Genomic DNA, 16,821 nt, shown 5'->3' with positions numbered 1-16,821 from the left:
TGGCACCGGTGAGGATCAGCCGAGTTGCTCCAGAACCTCAAGCACGGCCTGTAACCCGCATCCGCTTTCGCTTTCCGCCCAAACCAGCAGCTGGTAGACCCTATCGCCGTGCGGTGCATTTTGCGGTGGGAGTATACCGGGCGCAACTTTCAGCACGAAGGCAAGCATATTTAGTTGTTGGTACGGCAAGCGGTTGAGCCTCTCGAAAAGCAGCAGCCGTTGGGTAACAGAGGCAAGGGGTCTTGCGGCGGGCGGGGAGGAGTAGACCACGGGATTTGCCGCGGCTCCTTCCGCTGCAAACTCCCGAATATGTTTGACGATAAGCTCGTCGCCCCGCTCGGGGGCAATCACCCCTTGCTCGATAAGCCACAGGGTCAGTTCGATCCGACGCTTGAGCACGGAGCGGGGATCTTCGGGGCCGCCGGTCATCTACGTCGTATCTGGGGTGGGTTGCTCGACACTAGGCCCAGCCTTCGGCCACGTCCTGCGCAAGCCCCACGGATTGGCCAGTCCGTTCGTCTATGAGCGCTGCTTGCCGTTGCAGCGATTCGGCTTCTTGTGCTTTGCCTTGATCCCGGTACAGCAGCGACAGGTTGTGCAGGGTGCCTGCCACATCCGGATGGTTCTCTCCCAGGGCGTACTGTCGGAGCGACAACGCCCGTTTGAGCAATTCCTCGGCTTGTTGGTCGTTACCCGAACGGCGTTGCAGTTCGGCCAAGTTGTTCAGGGCGGTAGCAACATTCGGGTGATCAGGCCCCAAGAACTTGACAAACAGTTCAAGAGCCCGCAAATACAACCGCTCCGCCCCAGCAAGATCCGAGCGAGCCAACCGCAGTTGCGCCAGATTATTCAGAACAATCGCGACATCAGGATGTTCCGACCCGGACAGCCTTTCTCGCTCTTTCAAGACCCGTTCAAAAAGGTTTTGCGCTTCCTCAAGACGGTTTTGGTCACGGTAAAGCACTGCTAGATTGTTGAGGGTCGTCAGTGTATCGGGGTGATGCTCTCCCAAGAGATCTTGTTGTACCGCAAGCGCCTGTTGGTACATCTCCACCGCTTCCCAAAGGCGGCCCTGGGCATGGTAGACCGCCGCGAGGTTGGTCAGGTTGGCTGGGTAGTCGGGGCTCTTCCCACCGGACAAACGTTCGTTTTGCCGCAGCGATTCCAAGCACAAGTCCTCGGCCTGCCCGTAATCGCCCTGGGCCAGGCGCAGCTTTGCAAGGCCAGCAGTGGCGCGGGAAAGCTGGCCGAATCGCTCGGGCAAGCCCTTCAGCACGTGCAGAACTTCGGAGTACAGCCCTTCCGCCGCGGCGAAATCGCCCTGACTCCGACGCAGATCGGCAAATTGCGTGAGCGCAGTGGCCAGGATCCCAGTAGCCTCCTCGGAACCGCTTTCCCGCGCGGCATCGAGCGCCCGGGCAAAAAGCCCTTCCGCCTCGGCGTACTTGCCCTGGTATTGGCAAAGCGTCGCCAAATCCTTCAGGTGGCGTGCGATGGCGTCGCTTTTGCCGCTTCTAGAGACCGCCCAGACCGACCCGAGCGTCTTGCGCATCCAATATTCCGCATCGGCATACCGGCCCTGGGCCGCGTAAAACGTGCCCAGAAACTCCCCGTACCCGATTCCCTTCTCCCGGACAAACTCCCCGGTTCGTTCCAGAAGCGCCGCCTCGTCCCCAAGCTCGAAGACCAACTGCCGCGCCGCTTCCAGTTGCAGCGGCTCGCTCAGTTCCCGCTGGGAAGCCTGGGCCAGAAGCTGTAGGGCCTTCTCGGCAGATAGTGGGCGATCAAAAGTTGCTTCGCTCGCAGCGGATTGATCGTGCATGGATGCCACAGAGCGGTGTTCCACGAGTATAGCCTGGAGCCTGCCAAGGAACGTTGCAGGATAGACTGTATTGGACAAAAGCACACAGAAAATCAAAGTCCCGAATGGTGCCGCCCGCCTCCCCCTTCGAAGAACGCCTGAACCTGGTGCGCCGGATGAATGCTTTGCCATTGGCGGCCTTCAATGAACTAGTTTTTGCCCTTTCCCCGCCGCCGGGGCTGTTGCCACCCCCGTCTGCACCCCAGTCTGATCGCGTATTCGCTTTGATGGAGTGGGCTAAAGGTACTGACGGCTGTGGTCTGGGGCAGGTAATCAGAGCATTGGAGATGGGATCTCCATGGGCCTCTCAGGGGCAAACGAGTGTTTACCCGGAGAAGCTCTGGAATGTGCCACACGGACGGAACCCCTTTTTCACCGGACGCGATGCACAGCTCAACAAATTGCACGAAATCCTACAAAAAGCAGGGAAAGCTGCCCTTAGCGGCATGCCCGGGGTTGGCAAGACTCAGTTGGCTATTGAGTATACCTATCTTTGCCGCGATGAGTACCAACATGTGTTCTGGGTGAAGGCGGAGACCGATTCAGAGCTGATGGCTAGCTTCGTCGAAATTGCCACTTTGCTAAATCTTCCCACGCTCCGACAGGACGACCAATCCCAGATCGTCAAAGCAGTGAAAAGATGGTTGGAGCAGAACGATGGGTGGTTGCTTGTAGCGGACAACGCCGACAACTTGTCAATGGTCCAGAAGCATTTGCCTGGTGCCCACCAGGGGCGCATACTCTTCACCACCAGGGATTCTGCCACTGGACAGCTACAGTGTATTAAGGTCGAGAAATTCAAGCCCGAAGATGGAGACGGTGCGCTGTTGCTACTGTGCCGTGCAAAGCTTCTCTGTCAGGGTGCAAATCTAGATGACGCTGCTTTAGAGGAACGCGAGCTAGCAAAGCAGATCGACCGCGAGATGGACGGTTTGCCGCTGGCTCTAGATCAAGCTGGAGCGTACATTGAGGAAGTGCCATCAAGCTTAGCTGAGTACCTGCAACGCTATCGACAGGCGGGAGACCAGTTACGGAAAAGACGTGGGGATCTGGCACCCGATCATACTTCGGTAACGGTGACTTTCAATCTCGCAGTAAAGCAGATCGAGTTGCAAAATCCGGCAGCGGCACAGTTGGTTCGCGCGTGTGCATTCTTGTCACCGGACGCTATTCCTGAAGAAATATTTACAGCCAATCCCACAGTGTGGGAGGAGCCGTTGCGAATTTCTTTGGAAGGCCCTGTTACTTTCAACAATGTGTTTCGAGAAGTGACGCGGTTTTCATTGCTATCACGTGATGTCAAGAAAAGACTGCTTGGCATCCATAGATTGGTGCAAGAAGTAATTCTCGACAGCCTTAGTGCCGATAAAAAACGCTTTTGGGCAAAGCGAGCAGTACTGGCAATCGAGCAAGTATTTCCAGATCCTAGAGCCAGGGCAGCATGGAATGAGTGCGAACGGTTACTCAGTCAGGCAAAGATCGCAGCTAAACACATCGATCGTTGGAAGTTTCGCCATAACTCAGCATTTAATCTACTAGACAATATGCAACGTTACCTAGGCACAATGAGCCGTTATGCTGAAGCGGAACAAATAAGCATGAATGCGGTCCGATTTTTAGAAGATTTGGAAAATTTAAACATTCAACCTTTGATATCAAGCTTGCTCCATTTGGGCGATAGCTACCTGAAACAAGCTAAATTTTTCGAAGCTAAATGTACTCTTGAAAAGGCGCAAAAAATGTCCCTTCATATGTTAGGTGATCAGCATTTATTGACGGCTAATTGCTTTAGCTTTATGGGAGAGTTATCCCTAAGACAAGGATGGCTCTCAGAAGCTGAAAAGCTGTTTTCGCGTGCGCTCAATGTAAACGTATTTGGTAAAAATCATGCAGCGACAGCCAAGACCCTGAGCAATTTGGCAGTGGTAATTGACCGGATGGGACGCCCGGCTGAGGCAGAGTCACATGCGCGTGTAGCTCTGTCAATTGCTAAAACAGAATTGGATCCAAAAGATTTCTTGACAGCTGCGATCCTGCACACCCTCGGCGAGCTTCTGATGAACTTAGGAAACTACCAGGAGGCGGAAGCTACGATGCTGCGTTCCCTTGCAATCATTGAGGAGCAGCTAGGTCCTGAGCACTCGTACAAAGCGACTGGCATGATTAATTTGGCTTTGCTCCACGAGTGTAGAGGCAACTACCCCGAGGCAGAACGGTTGACCCGCAAAGCCCTTACGATGCGGATCAGAATATTTGGTTCATGCCACCCGGATGTAGCCCAAGCAACCAATAACTTGGGTTTGCTAATGATGAAGCAGTCGCATTTTTCCGAAGCTAAGGAGCTGTTCGAAAGTGCTTTGAATCTTAATAAGAAAATACTTGGATCAGGACACTTTGAGGTTGCGTTAAACATGCACAACCTCGCTTGGGCATGCGAGGAACTAGGGGAAATTGCGGAAGCTGAAGAGTTATACAATCGCTCTCTACGATTGCACCAGGCTATTTATGGAGAGGACCAGGATCATCCAGACATTGCGAGGACTCTCAACAATCTGGGCGGACTGAAAATGCGCCTTGATAAACTTGAGCAGGCTGAGGCACTCCTGCGCGAAGCGCTTGCCATGGAACAACGGCTGTTCGGACCTAATAATGTAGCCCTTGTTGAAGAGCTTCTGAGTCTGGCAAATCTATTGCTAACACTGGGCAACCCTGTGGAGTCCGAGGAATTTTACGAGAGAGCACTAAAAATTTGCACAGCCTCACTACCCCTCAACCACCAGCACACTCGTCTGGCACACATCGGCCTTGCCAATTCGCGCCGTGTTCAGGGTAAACACTAGGAAGCCGATGCGATAGGGCTGCCGATTATTGCATATCTGTTACTATCGAGGCGACCCAAACTGTCAGACTCAGGCAGCTAGAATAGCGGCGACGACCGGGCAAGAAGAATATGCAGCAGGCGGCGGGTGAGCGCGTGCGCTGGACGGCGGCGGACCTGGAATTGCTGCCAGACAACGGTAATCGCTATGAGATTGTTGAAGGGGAGTTGCTGGTGACGCGAGCGCCGCACTGGAAGCACCAGCAAGTTTGCCTGCGCATCGGAGCAGCCCTGGACGTCTGGTCCAACCGCACCGGCCTCGGTCAGGCGGCGGTCGCACCGGGAATTCTCTTTAGCGAGGCGGACAACGTCATTCCGGATGTCGTCTGGGCAAGCACCAGTCGATTAGAAGCATTGCTCGACGAAGCGGGGCACCTGGTGGGTCCCCCCGAACTGGTGGTCGAAGTCCTCTCACCGGGGGCCGACAACGAGCGGCGCGACCGGGAGTTGAAGCTCAAGCTCTATTCGCTGCGCGGGGTGCAGGAATATTGGCTGGTCGATCGCCGAGTTGGGTGCGTCGAGGTGTATCGTCGGGAGAAGGCGATGCTAAAACTGGCCGGTACGTTTCTGGTGGGCGATACGCTCACCAGCCCACTGCTTGCAAACTTCGCCTGCCCGGTCGGCCCGCTGTTCGCTTGAAAAAGCTGCCGATCGCCCTTTCCGGCACCGCGACTTACCCAAATCTGTGCCGCAGTCGACACGCGTCGTGCACGCACTGGATGAACAAGCCCATCCCACCCACAAAGTCTCGTTCTCAGTGGTGCCACTAAGTCCGGGGGGTGTCGGGGGGCCGGCAGCCCCTCGACGCGGGGAGGAGGAGAGCGCGAGAGGGGAACCCGAAGGGGGTTCCACCTCTCGCCCCACAGACCCTCGTGCCAAGCCAACTGCCAGAAGCAAACCGTTGCAACCGTATTGTGTTTCGAGTTGCTCCGTCGGTCGCGAGATTGAACAAGCGAACTCAATCGTTCGATTCTCGCTCGATGCAGTAGTCGTAGGCGTCGTCCCTGGCTGCGTCCTGGTAATGTTCGGCATGGGTGTTGGAGAGCTGGTCGGTCATAAACAAGCCATCGCGCAGATCGTAGATGAGATCGCCCACCGTTTCGGCCAGACCCTCAGGTTCACCGCCGGTCTGTTCCCGGCAGTACTCTTCTTCGGAGCCGGTGAGGTAAGCGCCGTCGCCGTTCTGGTTGGAAGCGTCCGCCAAAAGCATGTCGCCATCGGAGTACATCGCTCCCTCGACCGAGTCGCCTTCGCCTTCGTAATTCGTATCGCCTTGTTCGTACATCTGTCCGGGATCATCGAACAGTTCCAGTTCGGGATCGATGGGGTCGTAGTTACTCACAGCCGCTCCAGTTCAATATCGACCTTTGCCGCTAGGGAACGTTTAGAAAATCGATCACGGCCGCATTCGCCACAAAATCCGCACCACGCTTTTGAACCGCCGCACCCAGGCATCGACACGCTGCGACAGAGGCAAGGGAGTCGCCGCTTTATCCTGAAGCAATTGCACTTTTTGTTCGATATCCAGGCTCGCGTAGCTGCCCATCGCCTCGACAAGGGCTTGAACGGTGGCAATGGAAGCATCGGCGCCAACGTGCAGAACATAAGAGTCCTGAGGATCGGCGTCGGTGCCTTTGCAATGAACTTCGCCGCGAAAACCGCGTCGCGAAGCGTCCCACCACACCCATGCTTCGTGACAACGCGGATCGAAGGCAGCAAGTTTGTAGCGGACCATCGTTTCCCCTGGGTTATGGGGCACCGCCTTGGTGGTGGACACCTGGTCCACAAGTAAAGATAAACCAGAATTCGGCGGGTTTCTGATTTTTTCTGGTTAGCGTGGAGATAGTTTCGCTGCGTGTGTCGTCGGATGAGTGCTTCTGATTGGATCAAGCGGGGGATGAAAAAGGCTCAAGCTGGCAATTACGACGGAGCTATCTCCGACTATACCCAGGCCATTCTACTGCAGTCGAACTGCCCCGAGGCGTACTGCGGCCGGGGTAACGCCTACTACCGCCTCAACAACAAAATCCGGGCGCTCGAGGATTATACCCACGCCATCACCCTCAAGCCGGAATTCAGCGAAGCGTATTTCAATCGGGGCACCGCTCGCTCCCAACTGGGAAACAGCCAGGGGGCGCTCGAAGATTTTAGTCGGGTCGTGCACCTGAGCCCGCGCGACGCCAAAGCCCACTTCAACTGGGGCAACGCCCACTACCGGTTAGGCCATAAGCAGGAAGCGATCGAGGGGTACTCCCGGGCTATTCAGTTGCAGCCGGATTACGCAGAAGCCTACAGCAACCGGGGGCTGGCCCACTGCAAGATGCAGGCGGTAGGTACAGGGCTGCTCGATCTGCACAAAGCAGCCACCCTGTACAAAACCCAGGGCAATATGAGCCGCCACTGGCAAACCCAGCAGACGATTGCGAAATTCCACTCCGACAGCGCCAGCGCCACCCAGGTGCGTGGAGAAAGCGCGCGCTGAAAAAGCGCGCGACTTTTTGAACCTAGCGCTGTTATACCGCCGCCGTCTCGGTCTTTTCGCTTTTGATCTTGTTGAGCAGACCGCCCGCCAGGATCACTTCGCGCTCGCGCTCGGTGAGCTGGGCGTCGGCCCGGAAGTTCGTGCCCTTGGTGAGGTTGGCGACGGTGAAGTGGCCGGTCGTCAGACCCTCGGCAATCCCTTCGAGGCGCAACTGGTCGCCTTGATCGACCCCGTCGTGGTCGGCCTCGTCCGCAAAGGTGAGCGGCAGGATGCCGAAGTTGATCAAGTTGGCGCGGTGGATGCGGGCGAAGGACTTGACGATCACCGCCCGCACGCCCAGGTACATCGGGGCGAGGGCGGCGTGTTCGCGCGAGGAACCCTGGCCGTAGTTGCTCCCGCCCACGACCAACGAAGGGCCGGCGGCCCGGGCGCGCTCAGGAAAAGTCGGATCGACGCGCATAAAGACGAACTCGGCGATGGCCGGGATATTGGAGCGCAAAGGCAAAACCTTGGCCCCCGCCGGCATGATGTGGTCGGTGGAAATATTGTCCCCCAGTTTCAATAAAACGGGCGCCTCCAGCGTAGCGGTGGGCGGTTCGCCAAGCGGCACCGGCTTGATGTTGGGACCGCGCAGCACCTCGACGTCTTTGCCGTCGGCGGGCGGGAAGACGAGCATGTTGTCGTTGATGAGGAACTGCCCGGGGGTGGCCATGGCAATCGGATCGATGCCCAGCGTGCGCGGGTCGGTGATCTCGCCGGTGAGGGCACAGGCGACGCAGACTTCGGGGCTCGCCAGATAGACCAGATCGTCGGCGGTGCCGGAGCGGCCCTTGAAGTTGCGGTTGAAGCTGCGCACCGAGACACCGCCGGTGGGAGGGGCCTGACCCATGCCGATGCACGGCCCGCAGGCCGATTCGAGAATGCGGCAACCGGCGGCAATCAAGTCCGCGAAATAGCCGTCGCGGACGATCATCTCGAAGACCTGCTTGGAACCCGGGGTGACCGTCATCGAGACGTTCGGATGCACGCGCCTGCCGCGCAGCAACAGCGCGGCGGTGGCCAGATCTTCGTAGCTGGAGTTGGTGCACGAGCCGATGCACACCTGCACCACGGGTGTCCCCGCCACTGCGCGCACGCTCACGACGTTGTCGGGGCTGGAGGGACAGGCGGTCAGCGGCTCCAGGGTGTCGAGGTCGATTTCGACCGTTTCGTCGTAGGTGGCGTCCGGATCGGCGGCGAGGGGCACCCAGTCGCCTTCGCGGCCCTGGGCGGCCAGGAAGCGATGGGTGACTTCGTCGGAAGGAAAGACACTGGTGGTTGCCCCGAGTTCGGCACCCATGTTGGTGATCGTGAAGCGATGGGAGACGCTCAGCGAGGCGACCCCCGGACCGGTATATTCGACGATGCGGCCGGTGCCGCCCTTGACGGTGAGCCGCCGGAGCATCTCCAAGATGACGTCCTTGCCCGAGCACCAGGGCTGCAGGGTGCCGGTCAGTCTTACCCCCAGCACCTTCGGCATCGGAATAAAGTAAGGCTCGCCCGCCATCGCCACCGCCACGTCGAGCCCGCCCGCGCCGATGGCGAGCATGCCGAGGCCGCCGCAGGTGGGCGTGTGCGAATCGGAACCCAGCAGCGTCTGAGCGGGCACCGCGAAGCGCTCGCGGTGCACCTGGTGGCAGATGCCGTTGCCCGGGCGCGAGAAGACGATGCCGTATTTCTGACCCACCGACTGCAAATAGCGATGATCGTCGGCGTTCTCGAAGCCCGTCTGCAACATGTTGTGGTCGATGTAGGAAACCGACAGCTTCGTGCGCACCCGCGGCAATCCCATCGCTTCGAACTGTAGATAGGCCATCGTGCCGGTGGCATCCTGGGTCAGTGTCTGGTCGATGCGGATGCCGATTTCGGAGCCTGGCCGCAATTCGCCGCTCATCAGGTGGGCTTGCAAGATTTTACAGGTCAGATTCATCGCGGGTGTCTCGCTACGCTTGCGGGTCTGGGCATCACTTTCTAGTCTAAGCGCGCCTCCAGATCCGTATCGGAAGCTGCCATTTTCAGAAAGAAACGCCGGTGGGTGATAAACTGCGAGACGTTACGTAAATTTACGGATTTTCCCGTCCTATGGAAGCACCCGCCACCACCGGCAATCCCGTCGAGATCGTCCTGGGCGTTCCGGGGCCGTGGCCGGATACCGATCAGATCGGTCGGGCGATCATCGGCAGCAGCGAGCGGCTGTTTTTTGCCGGGGCGGTGCTCATCGACACCCAGAGCGATCTGATCGTCGAGCTGGAGGTAGTCGAACACGACCCGGATCTGCGGCGCGCTTTTGAATTGTCGGCCAACGGCCACCACAGCGAGGCGTTGCTCGAGGCGATCGACGCCCACACCTTCACGCTCTACCTGGTCGGGCCGGGCGGTTCGGTGGATGCCGCCCAGAAGATGATGGACGTCGCCGGTGAAATCTGCAAAGCGGGCGGCCTTGCCGTCAAAGTCGAGTCGTCGGGCCTCTCCCACAGCGCCGAGGGCTGGCGGGAACTGATCGGCAAAAAGGGAATGCTCGCCCTTTTTGAGGGCTACGTCACCCTGGTGCGCGGCGACGACCTGTTCTACTCCTGCGGCATGCACAACTTGGGCGCGCGCGACGCCTCGGTGCCGGGCTCGCTGCCCCCGGACGAGGCGGCGGTGGCCTTGCAGGGATTCGCGCAGTATCTGTTGTTGGAAGATCCGAAGCTCGAGAGCGGCGGCACCTTCAGCCCCGGTCCGGAGTACCCCACCTACCGCCTGGAGGCCGAACCGTGTACGGTCTTTGCAGAGGGCGATTTGTTGTTTAATCCCTTCGGCTGGTGGCGATTGACGCCGGTGTAACGGGTGTCTTCCCAACCTCTAAAGCACAGACAACTTTTTCACTTTCCCTCTTCAGAAGCGGCGTCTGATCTCTTCTGCTCGGCTTGCAGTTGCGCCTGGCGGCGGGCATGAAACTGACCGATCGGGCTTTCCTCATAGTCTCGGTCAAACATTTCCTGCAGTATTTGGATTTCCTCAGCAGACTTGCGCAGTTCCGCTGCCGCCGCCAACATCTTTTCGCGCGCTTGGCGACGTGTCTCGGCGTCTGGAATCGGCGGCATCGGCTTGTCGTTCATGGAAAACTCCAGCTTTGTTGGGCTTCGCGGATGCTCTGGGTCAGACCGACGGCAAACTCTGCCAGCAGAGCACCACCGCCACCGTGGCGGCGTACAGCCCCAACCAGCGCAGGTGCGCTTCTCCCTGCGCCCGCCAACCGACAAAAAGCAAGTAGCCCGTGAGCGCCATCAAGAACACCGGCGGCAGGACATTGCCCTTGCCCGCGTTGATGAGCACCTCCCAGCAGGCCAGAGCCGCGATCAAAATGCGCGCGTAGAGCGTGGGCAGGGCAATGCCCGCATCCTGCACTCCCAGAAAAAACGAAGGGAAACGAGACACCAATCCCTGAAAGTTCCAGGCGATCAGTGCCAGCGCTGCCCAGACGGCCGCCTCCGCCAAAATGTCTGCGTTGACCACCGCTTGAGCCCCCCGGTTGCTTTGCGGGTCATCCTACCACGCTCGGACAGTGTATGATTGTCCATATTGCGAAACCGGCCGGATCGCAGCCCCAGATATGGTGTGGTCTGAGCCTTTTGATCGGAGTTTTCACGCTACAATAATTTCCCTTCACCGGCACGATCCCCGTGAGCGCCCCGCAGTTACACCCACGCACCATCGACGAGGTCCGCGCCAAGGCGGATCTGGTCGATGTCGTGTCCGAGCGGGTAGTCCTGCGCAAGGCGGGGCGCGACTTCAAGGGACTGTGCCCCTTTCACGAGGACCGCAGCCCCAGTTTTTATGTCTCGCCGGGCAAGCAGATCTATAAGTGCTTTGCCTGCGGCGCCTCGGGCGACGTGTTCAAGTTCGTTATGGAACTGGACAAGTCCGCCTTTGGCGAGGTGGTGCTGGAACTGGCCCGCCGCTTCGGCGTGCCGGTCCAGACCCTCAAGCCCGAGCAAAAAGCCGAGTACACCCGCAAGCTCTCCAAACAGCAGCAACTGGGCGAAATTCTCGAACTGGCGGCCCAGTTTTATAGTTACGCCCTCTGGGGCGAGCGCGGAGCGGCGGCGAGGCAGTATCTGCTGGAGGCGCGTGCGCTCAGCGAAAAGACGATTCGCCAGTTTCGCCTGGGCTTTGCCCCCGAGGGCTGGCAGTCGCTTTATACCTACTTGGTCGACCAGAAGCGCTTTCCAGCTTCGCTGGTGGAAGAGGCGGGGCTGATCATTCCTAGAAGCAGCGGCCAGGGTTATTACGACCGCTTTCGTCACCGACTGATCATTCCTATATGCGATCTCAAAGGCAAGGTGATCGCCTTCGGGGGGCGGGCGATGGGCGACGAGCAGCCCAAGTACCTCAATTCGCCCGAGACGGAACTCTTTAACAAGGGTCAGACGCTCTACGCCCTCGATCAGGCGCGCGAGTCGGTGGGCCGCACCGACGGGGCGATCGTCGTCGAAGGGTACTTCGATGCGATTGCCCTGCACCAGTCGGGGATCAGCCACGTGGTGGCCACGCTCGGCACCTCGCTGCGGACCGACCAGATCAAGCAGCTGTTGCGCTACACCGAATCGAAGCGCGTCGTGCTCAATTTCGACGCCGATGCGGCGGGGGTGCAGGCTGCCGAGCGTGCGATTGCCGAGTTGCGGCCCCTGGTGGTCAAATCCGGTGTGCAGCTGCGGATCGTGGCGCTGCCGGCGGGCAAGGACCCGGACGAATTTTTGCGTTCCCACCCGCCCCAGGAGTATCTGAAGCTTGCCAGTGAAGCGCCTTTGTGGATCGACTGGCAAATCGAGCGGCTGTTTGCCGGGCGGGATCTGAGCTTGGCCGCTGATTTTCAGCAGGTGAGCCAGGGATTGGTGGAACTGCTGTCGGGTCTGCTCAGTTCGATGACCCGGGCGCACTATATCCACCTCATCGCCGGACAGCTTTCCCAGGGCAACGGCCGGCTCGCTTCCCAACTCGAAGACGAACTGCGGCGGCGCATCCGCACCCATCGCTGGGGCGGTGGGGACGGCAAGTCCAAAAAAAAGCGCGAACCGTTTCCGCCCGCCTGTTTTCAGGCCGAGGTGCAGCTCATCCAGATCTATTTGCACTTTGCGGAGTACCGCGAGGACATTCACCGCGGCCTCGACGAGCACGATCTCGAATTTTCGGTGCTGCACCACCGCCAGCTGTGGCAGAAGATACTGCAGTTGCGCGAGGAAATTGGCGAGGACGACGACGTGGTGGTGGCCTTGCGCACGATGTACGCGGGCGATCCTGAACTCAATCAGCGCCTCGGGCAACTGCTCTGGCTCAACGAACACAACCGCATCGCCCTGATGCGGCCGCGCATGGTGATTCGGGCGGGCCTTGCCACGCTGCAGCTCGATCGCTGCGAGCGGCGCTACAACTACCTCAACCAGCTGTGCGACGAAGCGGAGCGGCGCGGCGCCTGGGAGGAAGCCGACTACTTCGTCGAGCAACGCAACGCCGAATACCACCGCATCAACGACCTCAAGACCCACCTTACGCTCAAGCTTGGTGAGATATCTGAAACCGCTGTCTGGCAGGAGTCCTGAGTTGGAGCGATTTGGGGTGGCCCAGATGTCGGCAGGCCGATGAGAAATCTTGATGGTCAACGATTTTTAACCCGACGCCTGATATTTGGCGGTTGGTTTTGCACGACAATCTGTGGGTGCGAGAGGCGGAACCCCCTTCGGGTTCCCCTCTCGCGCTCTCCCCCTCCCCGCGTCGAGGGGGTGCCACCCCCCCGACACCCCCCGGACTTAGCGGCATGGTTAGGAACGAGAATTGGCGGGTGGGATCGGTTTATTCTTCCAGGGCCTGCACGACGCGTGTCGACTGCGGCGAAGGGGATGGCTCGTCGCTGGGCTGCAGTTGTTTGGATCATCCTTCATACACTAGCCCCCACGGGAAGAGCCCAGTCTTAGTCTGCTGCCTCTTTCAATAGCGAGATCACCCAGGCGGCGGCGATACTCCCCAGCACAACCACCTCGAGGGCGACGAGCGTGGAGGCGGGCAACCGGCCGGGTAGTCCCAAACGCAGGCCGGACCACCAGGCCCTCACCCGGGGAGGCCACAGGGCGGGGCTGTCCTCGGCACGGTAGCGCCAGTTCACCATCGACAGCAACAACGGCACTCCGCCCACCTTCGCGTGGATGAGTACGTGGAGCGCGACGCAGACGACGACCACCAGCCAGCCGCTCAGGTGAACGTAGTACCAGGCGTGGTCGAGTTCTCCTTTGGGCAACCACTTCTCGTCCATCATCTTGCCGCTAAACAGCGAGAGGGTGAGGGCGAGCAGTGTGAGTGTATTCAACACCTGGCCCAGGCTGTACCACCACGCCGGTCGCCCCACCCGGCCCAGTTTTGCGAGCGTATCCGGTTGAACCAGTCGCTTCTGGCCCTGGTGGAATGCGTAGAGGGCAAAGGCCGGGAAGATGAGCAAGCCGATCAGTCCAAAGGTGCCATGGATGCCTTCTATCTCCTCGAACCTGGGCAGCGGCACCCTTCCCCACCTGCCGTCGTAGGTGTCGTAGGTCCAGAAAGCAGTTATAATCGCTCCCACGACAAAGAAGCCGGTTAATGCGTGAAGAATGCGCAAAAGCAGCGGCTGATAGGGTTGCAATTGTTTCATGAGTATCGAGGCAAGTAATCTGAATGACTGGAGGCTTTCTTACTCGTTACAGTCTATCAGCCGCTGACGAATGTACCTAATGCAAATTGCATAGACTGTCCTTCGCCTTGATAAAATGGAGGGCATCTCCCTCCCGAAAGTTCGGCAGCTCCACGCCACCCAGGCGAGAAAATGAGCGCATATAGACAAATAATCACATTCCGCAGCTTTTTTCAAAGCGGCGAAATCACAATCAGCACTTTAGGCAGGGACCGCTCGGGCAAAGTTCAAGGCAGGCTTGAGAATTGCATTAAGTAGCTGGACGCGCTGGAGGATGATAATGGGAAAAATGGCAGCATCGAGGCACAAAGCACCCATGGAAACGCGCTACAACCCCCACGCAATCGAACCGCGCCGGCAAAAGCAGTGGGAGGAGGCGCCGCACCTTGCAATGGATGGGCGGCCCAAATTTTATGCGCTCTCGATGTTTCCGTATCCCTCCGGCGCGCTGCACATGGGCCATGTGCGCAACTACTCGATTACCGATGTGATCAGCCGCTACAAGCGCATGCGCGGCTTCAACGTGCTGCACCCGATCGGTTGGGACGCCTTTGGGCTGCCCGCCGAAAATGCCGCCATCGACCGGGGCATCCACCCGGCCCAGTGGACCGAGCAAAACATCGCCCAGATGCGTGAGCAACTCAAGCGCCTGGGCTTTGCCTACGCCTGGGAGCGGGAAGTGGCCACCTGTTCACCTGCGTACTACCGCTGGACCCAGAAATTGTTTCTTGAATTCTGGAAGGCAGGACTCGCCTACCGCAAAGCGGGCGTCGTCAACTGGGATCCGGTCGATCAGACGGTGCTCGCCAACGAGCAGGTCGATGCGGAGGGCCGCTCCTGGCGCTCGGGAGCACTGGTAGAGAAGCGGCCGTTGGAGCAGTGGTATCTGAAGATCACCGACTACGCCGAGGAGTTGCTGCAGGCGCTGGGTACGCTCGGGGATTGGCCCGAGCGGGTGCGGGTCATGCAGGAAAACTGGATCGGCAAGTCGGTGGGAGCAGAACTGTGTTTTCCGATTAACGGGGAGCCCGAGGGGATTCGCGTGTTCACCACCCGGCCGGATACGGTCTACGGCGTCACCTATCTGGTGCTCGCCCCGGAGCACCCGCTGGTGGAGCGCATCACGGCACCCGAGCGGCGCGAGGCGGTGCGGGCTTTTGTGGCCCAGGTCCAGAGCGAGAGTGAAATCGAGCGGGTGAGCGAAGACCGGCCCAAGCAGGGGGTGTCTACCGGGGCTGTGGCCCTCAATCCGTTTACCGGCCAGGCGGTGCCGGTCTGGATCGCCGATTATGTGCTCTTTGAGTACGGCACCGGTGCGGTGATGGGCGTGCCCGGCCACGACGAGCGCGACTTTGTCTTTGCAAGCCAATACGAACTTCCCATCCGCCTGGTCGTGCAGGCCCCGGACGGCTCGCTCACAGAACCGCTGCGGGCGGCTTACACGGAGGTGGGCGTGCTGGTAAATTCCGGTCCCTTCAACGGCCTCGATTCACCCACAGGCAAGCTCAAGATCGTCGAATACGCCGAGCAGCAGGGCTGGGGCAAAGGCCGCGTGCAGTACCGGCTGCGCGACTGGCTCATCTCGCGCCAGCGCTACTGGGGCTGCCCGATTCCGATGGTCTACTGCCCCGAGTGCGGTGTGGTGCCGGTCCCTGACGAGCAATTGCCGGTCGCATTGCCCGGAGATGTCGAATTTAGTGGTCGCGGCCCCTCGCCCCTGGCCAAGCTCGAAGGCTGGATCTGTGTCGATTGCCCGCAGTGCGGCGCCCCGGCGCGGCGCGAGACCGACACGATGGACACGTTTATCGATTCGTCGTGGTATTTTTTGCGCTTTGCCGACGCCCGTAACGGGGCCGAGCCCTTTTCGCGCGAGGCGGTGGACTACTGGCTGCCGGTGGACCAGTACGTGGGCGGCATCGAGCACGCGATTTTGCACCTGCTCTATTCGCGGTTTTTCACCAAAGTTCTGCGCGATCGGGGATTGCTGAGTTTCGACGAGCCGTTCAAGCGCCTGCTCACCCAGGGCATGGTGCTGAGCAATGCCTTCGTGGACCCGGCCACCAAAAAGTACTATCCGCCCGACCAGGTGGAGGAGCGCGGCGGCGCATTTTTTGCCCGGCCGGATGGCACGCCCCTGGTGTGCGCGATGGAGAAGATGTCCAAGTCCAAGTACAACGGCATCGACCCGCTCACGGTGCGCTCCGAGTACGGGGCCGACACCGCCCGCTTGTTCGTGCTTTTCAAGGCACCCCCGGAGAAAGAATTGGAGTGGTCCGACGCCGATGTGCGCGGCCAGTACAGTTTTTTGGGCCGGGTGTGGCGGACGGTGTACGAGTTTGTGAGCGGCGAGAAGCCGGATAGACCCGTCGGCGAAGCCCAGGAGCGCGATTTGCGCCGGGAGGTGCACCGGGCTATTCAGCAAGTGGGAGGCGACATCGAACAGTACAAGTTCAACACCGCCATCGCCGCGTTGATGAAGCTCAACAACGCCATGGCCGACTACCCGAGCGGCCAATCGCCCGCCTACAAAGAAGGCGTCTACGTGATCGTGAAGCTGCTGGCTCCTTTTGCGCCCCACATCGGCGCCGAGCTGTGGCAGGCTCTGGGTGAAGCGGGGGATATTCACACTTCGGACTGGCCCGCCCTCGACGAATCCGCCCTGGTCGAAGAGACGATCGTCCTGGTGATCCAGGTGAACGGCAAGAAGCGCGACGATATTCAGGTACCCGCTGCCGCCAGCGAGGGTGAATTGCAGGAACTTGCCCTGGCAAGCGAAGCGGTGCGCCGCCACACCGACGGCAAGGCGATCAAGAAGGTGATCGTCGTGCCGGGACGGCTGATCAATCTGGTGGTGGGCTAAT

14 protein-coding genes are annotated in these 16,821 nt (G+C 59.5%); 6 read left to right on the top strand and 8 right to left on the bottom strand.

Annotated elements, in window-relative coordinates; translation table 11 throughout:
* Positions 1-15 precede the first annotated feature (15 nt).
* Both GLL_RS21090 and GLL_RS21085 read right to left on the bottom strand, forming a co-directional pair.
* On the bottom strand, positions 16-429 hold the full coding sequence (locus tag GLL_RS21090) for a hypothetical protein (protein WP_011144080.1): 414 nt from the start codon (positions 427-429) through the stop codon (positions 16-18).
* 31 nt (positions 430-460) lie between these two features.
* Complete coding sequence (locus GLL_RS21085; RefSeq protein WP_164929450.1) at positions 461-1,900, bottom strand: tetratricopeptide repeat protein; 1,440 nt, start codon at positions 1,898-1,900, stop codon at positions 461-463.
* 26 nt (positions 1,901-1,926) lie between these two features.
* Between GLL_RS21085 and GLL_RS21080 the strand changes: the two genes are divergently transcribed.
* Both GLL_RS21080 and GLL_RS21075 read left to right on the top strand, forming a co-directional pair.
* Positions 1,927-4,701, top strand: a complete 2,775-nt coding sequence (locus GLL_RS21080; protein ID WP_164929449.1) for a tetratricopeptide repeat protein — start codon at positions 1,927-1,929, stop codon at positions 4,699-4,701.
* A gap of 110 nt (positions 4,702-4,811) precedes the next feature.
* A complete protein-coding gene (locus GLL_RS21075) occupies positions 4,812-5,378 on the top strand; it encodes a Uma2 family endonuclease (protein ID WP_011144077.1) in 567 nt (188 codons plus the stop codon).
* A 319-nt stretch (positions 5,379-5,697) separates the two neighbouring features.
* On the opposite strand, the gene GLL_RS21070 is transcribed toward GLL_RS21075, so the two are convergent.
* On the bottom strand, positions 5,698-6,081 hold the full coding sequence (locus GLL_RS21070; protein ID WP_011144076.1) for a hypothetical protein: 384 nt from the start codon (positions 6,079-6,081) through the stop codon (positions 5,698-5,700).
* Positions 6,082-6,135: 54 nt separating this feature from the next.
* Positions 6,136-6,516, bottom strand: coding sequence for a hypothetical protein (locus GLL_RS21065; protein ID WP_164929448.1), 381 nt, complete (start codon positions 6,514-6,516; stop codon positions 6,136-6,138).
* 90 nt (positions 6,517-6,606) lie between these two features.
* Here GLL_RS21065 and GLL_RS21060 point away from each other — a divergent pair, with 90 nt between their 5' ends.
* Positions 6,607-7,221, top strand: a complete 615-nt coding sequence (locus tag GLL_RS21060; RefSeq protein ID WP_164929447.1) for a tetratricopeptide repeat protein — start codon at positions 6,607-6,609, stop codon at positions 7,219-7,221.
* Positions 7,222-7,252: 31 nt separating this feature from the next.
* Here the strand turns inward: GLL_RS21060 and GLL_RS21055 are convergent, their stop codons facing one another.
* A complete protein-coding gene (locus GLL_RS21055) occupies positions 7,253-9,190 on the bottom strand; it encodes an aconitate hydratase (protein ID WP_011144073.1) in 1,938 nt (645 codons plus the stop codon).
* Between the two features lie 152 nt (positions 9,191-9,342).
* On the opposite strand from GLL_RS21055, the gene GLL_RS21050 reads away from it, so the two are divergent.
* On the top strand, positions 9,343-10,086 hold the full coding sequence (locus GLL_RS21050; protein WP_011144072.1) for a DUF4261 domain-containing protein: 744 nt from the start codon (positions 9,343-9,345) through the stop codon (positions 10,084-10,086).
* A gap of 38 nt (positions 10,087-10,124) precedes the next feature.
* Here the strand turns inward: GLL_RS21050 and GLL_RS21045 are convergent, their stop codons facing one another.
* Both GLL_RS21045 and GLL_RS21040 read right to left on the bottom strand, forming a co-directional pair.
* A complete protein-coding gene (locus tag GLL_RS21045; protein ID WP_011144071.1) occupies positions 10,125-10,361 on the bottom strand; it encodes a hypothetical protein in 237 nt (78 codons plus the stop codon).
* 40 nt (positions 10,362-10,401) lie between these two features.
* Entirely contained in the window at positions 10,402-10,758 is a 357-nt protein-coding gene (locus GLL_RS21040; RefSeq protein ID WP_011144070.1) for a hypothetical protein, read from the bottom strand.
* Positions 10,759-10,925: 167 nt separating this feature from the next.
* Here GLL_RS21040 and dnaG point away from each other — a divergent pair, with 167 nt between their 5' ends.
* Entirely contained in the window at positions 10,926-12,842 is a 1,917-nt protein-coding gene (gene dnaG / locus GLL_RS21035; protein WP_011144069.1) for a DNA primase, read from the top strand.
* A gap of 368 nt (positions 12,843-13,210) precedes the next feature.
* On the opposite strand, the gene GLL_RS21030 is transcribed toward dnaG, so the two are convergent.
* Positions 13,211-13,921 carry a cytochrome b/b6 domain-containing protein gene (locus GLL_RS21030; protein WP_011144068.1) on the bottom strand — a complete coding sequence of 237 codons (711 nt, stop codon included), beginning with the start codon at positions 13,919-13,921 and terminating at the stop codon, positions 13,211-13,213.
* Between the two features lie 355 nt (positions 13,922-14,276).
* Between GLL_RS21030 and leuS the strand changes: the two genes are divergently transcribed.
* On the top strand, positions 14,277-16,820 hold the full coding sequence (gene leuS, locus GLL_RS21025) for a leucine--tRNA ligase (RefSeq protein WP_011144067.1): 2,544 nt from the start codon (positions 14,277-14,279) through the stop codon (positions 16,818-16,820).
* Position 16,821: the final 1 nt, after the last annotated feature.

Source organism: Gloeobacter violaceus PCC 7421 (assembly GCF_000011385.1).
Taxonomy (GTDB): Bacteria; Cyanobacteriota; Cyanobacteriia; order Gloeobacterales; family Gloeobacteraceae; genus Gloeobacter; species Gloeobacter violaceus.
This window is presented reverse-complemented; position numbering and strand designations above follow the sequence as displayed.

Excerpts from the sequence above, each read along its gene's own strand:
- GLL_RS21090 (WP_011144080.1), bottom strand. The coding sequence starts at position 429 with ATGACCGGCGGCCCCGAAGATCCCCGCTCCGTGCTCAAGCGTCGGATC.
- GLL_RS21060 (WP_164929447.1), top strand. The coding sequence starts at position 6,607 with ATGAGTGCTTCTGATTGGATCAAGCGGGGGATGAAAAAGGCTCAAGCT.
- GLL_RS21045 (WP_011144071.1), bottom strand. The coding sequence starts at position 10,361 with ATGAACGACAAGCCGATGCCGCCGATTCCAGACGCCGAGACACGTCGC.
- GLL_RS21030 (WP_011144068.1), bottom strand. The coding sequence starts at position 13,921 with ATGAAACAATTGCAACCCTATCAGCCGCTGCTTTTGCGCATTCTTCAC.
- GLL_RS21080 (WP_164929449.1), top strand. The coding sequence starts at position 1,927 with ATGGTGCCGCCCGCCTCCCCCTTCGAAGAACGCCTGAACCTGGTGCGC.
- GLL_RS21055 (WP_011144073.1), bottom strand. The coding sequence starts at position 9,190 with ATGAATCTGACCTGTAAAATCTTGCAAGCCCACCTGATGAGCGGCGAA.
- GLL_RS21075 (WP_011144077.1), top strand. The coding sequence starts at position 4,812 with ATGCAGCAGGCGGCGGGTGAGCGCGTGCGCTGGACGGCGGCGGACCTG.
- leuS (WP_011144067.1), top strand. The coding sequence starts at position 14,277 with ATGGAAACGCGCTACAACCCCCACGCAATCGAACCGCGCCGGCAAAAG.
- GLL_RS21050 (WP_011144072.1), top strand. The coding sequence starts at position 9,343 with ATGGAAGCACCCGCCACCACCGGCAATCCCGTCGAGATCGTCCTGGGC.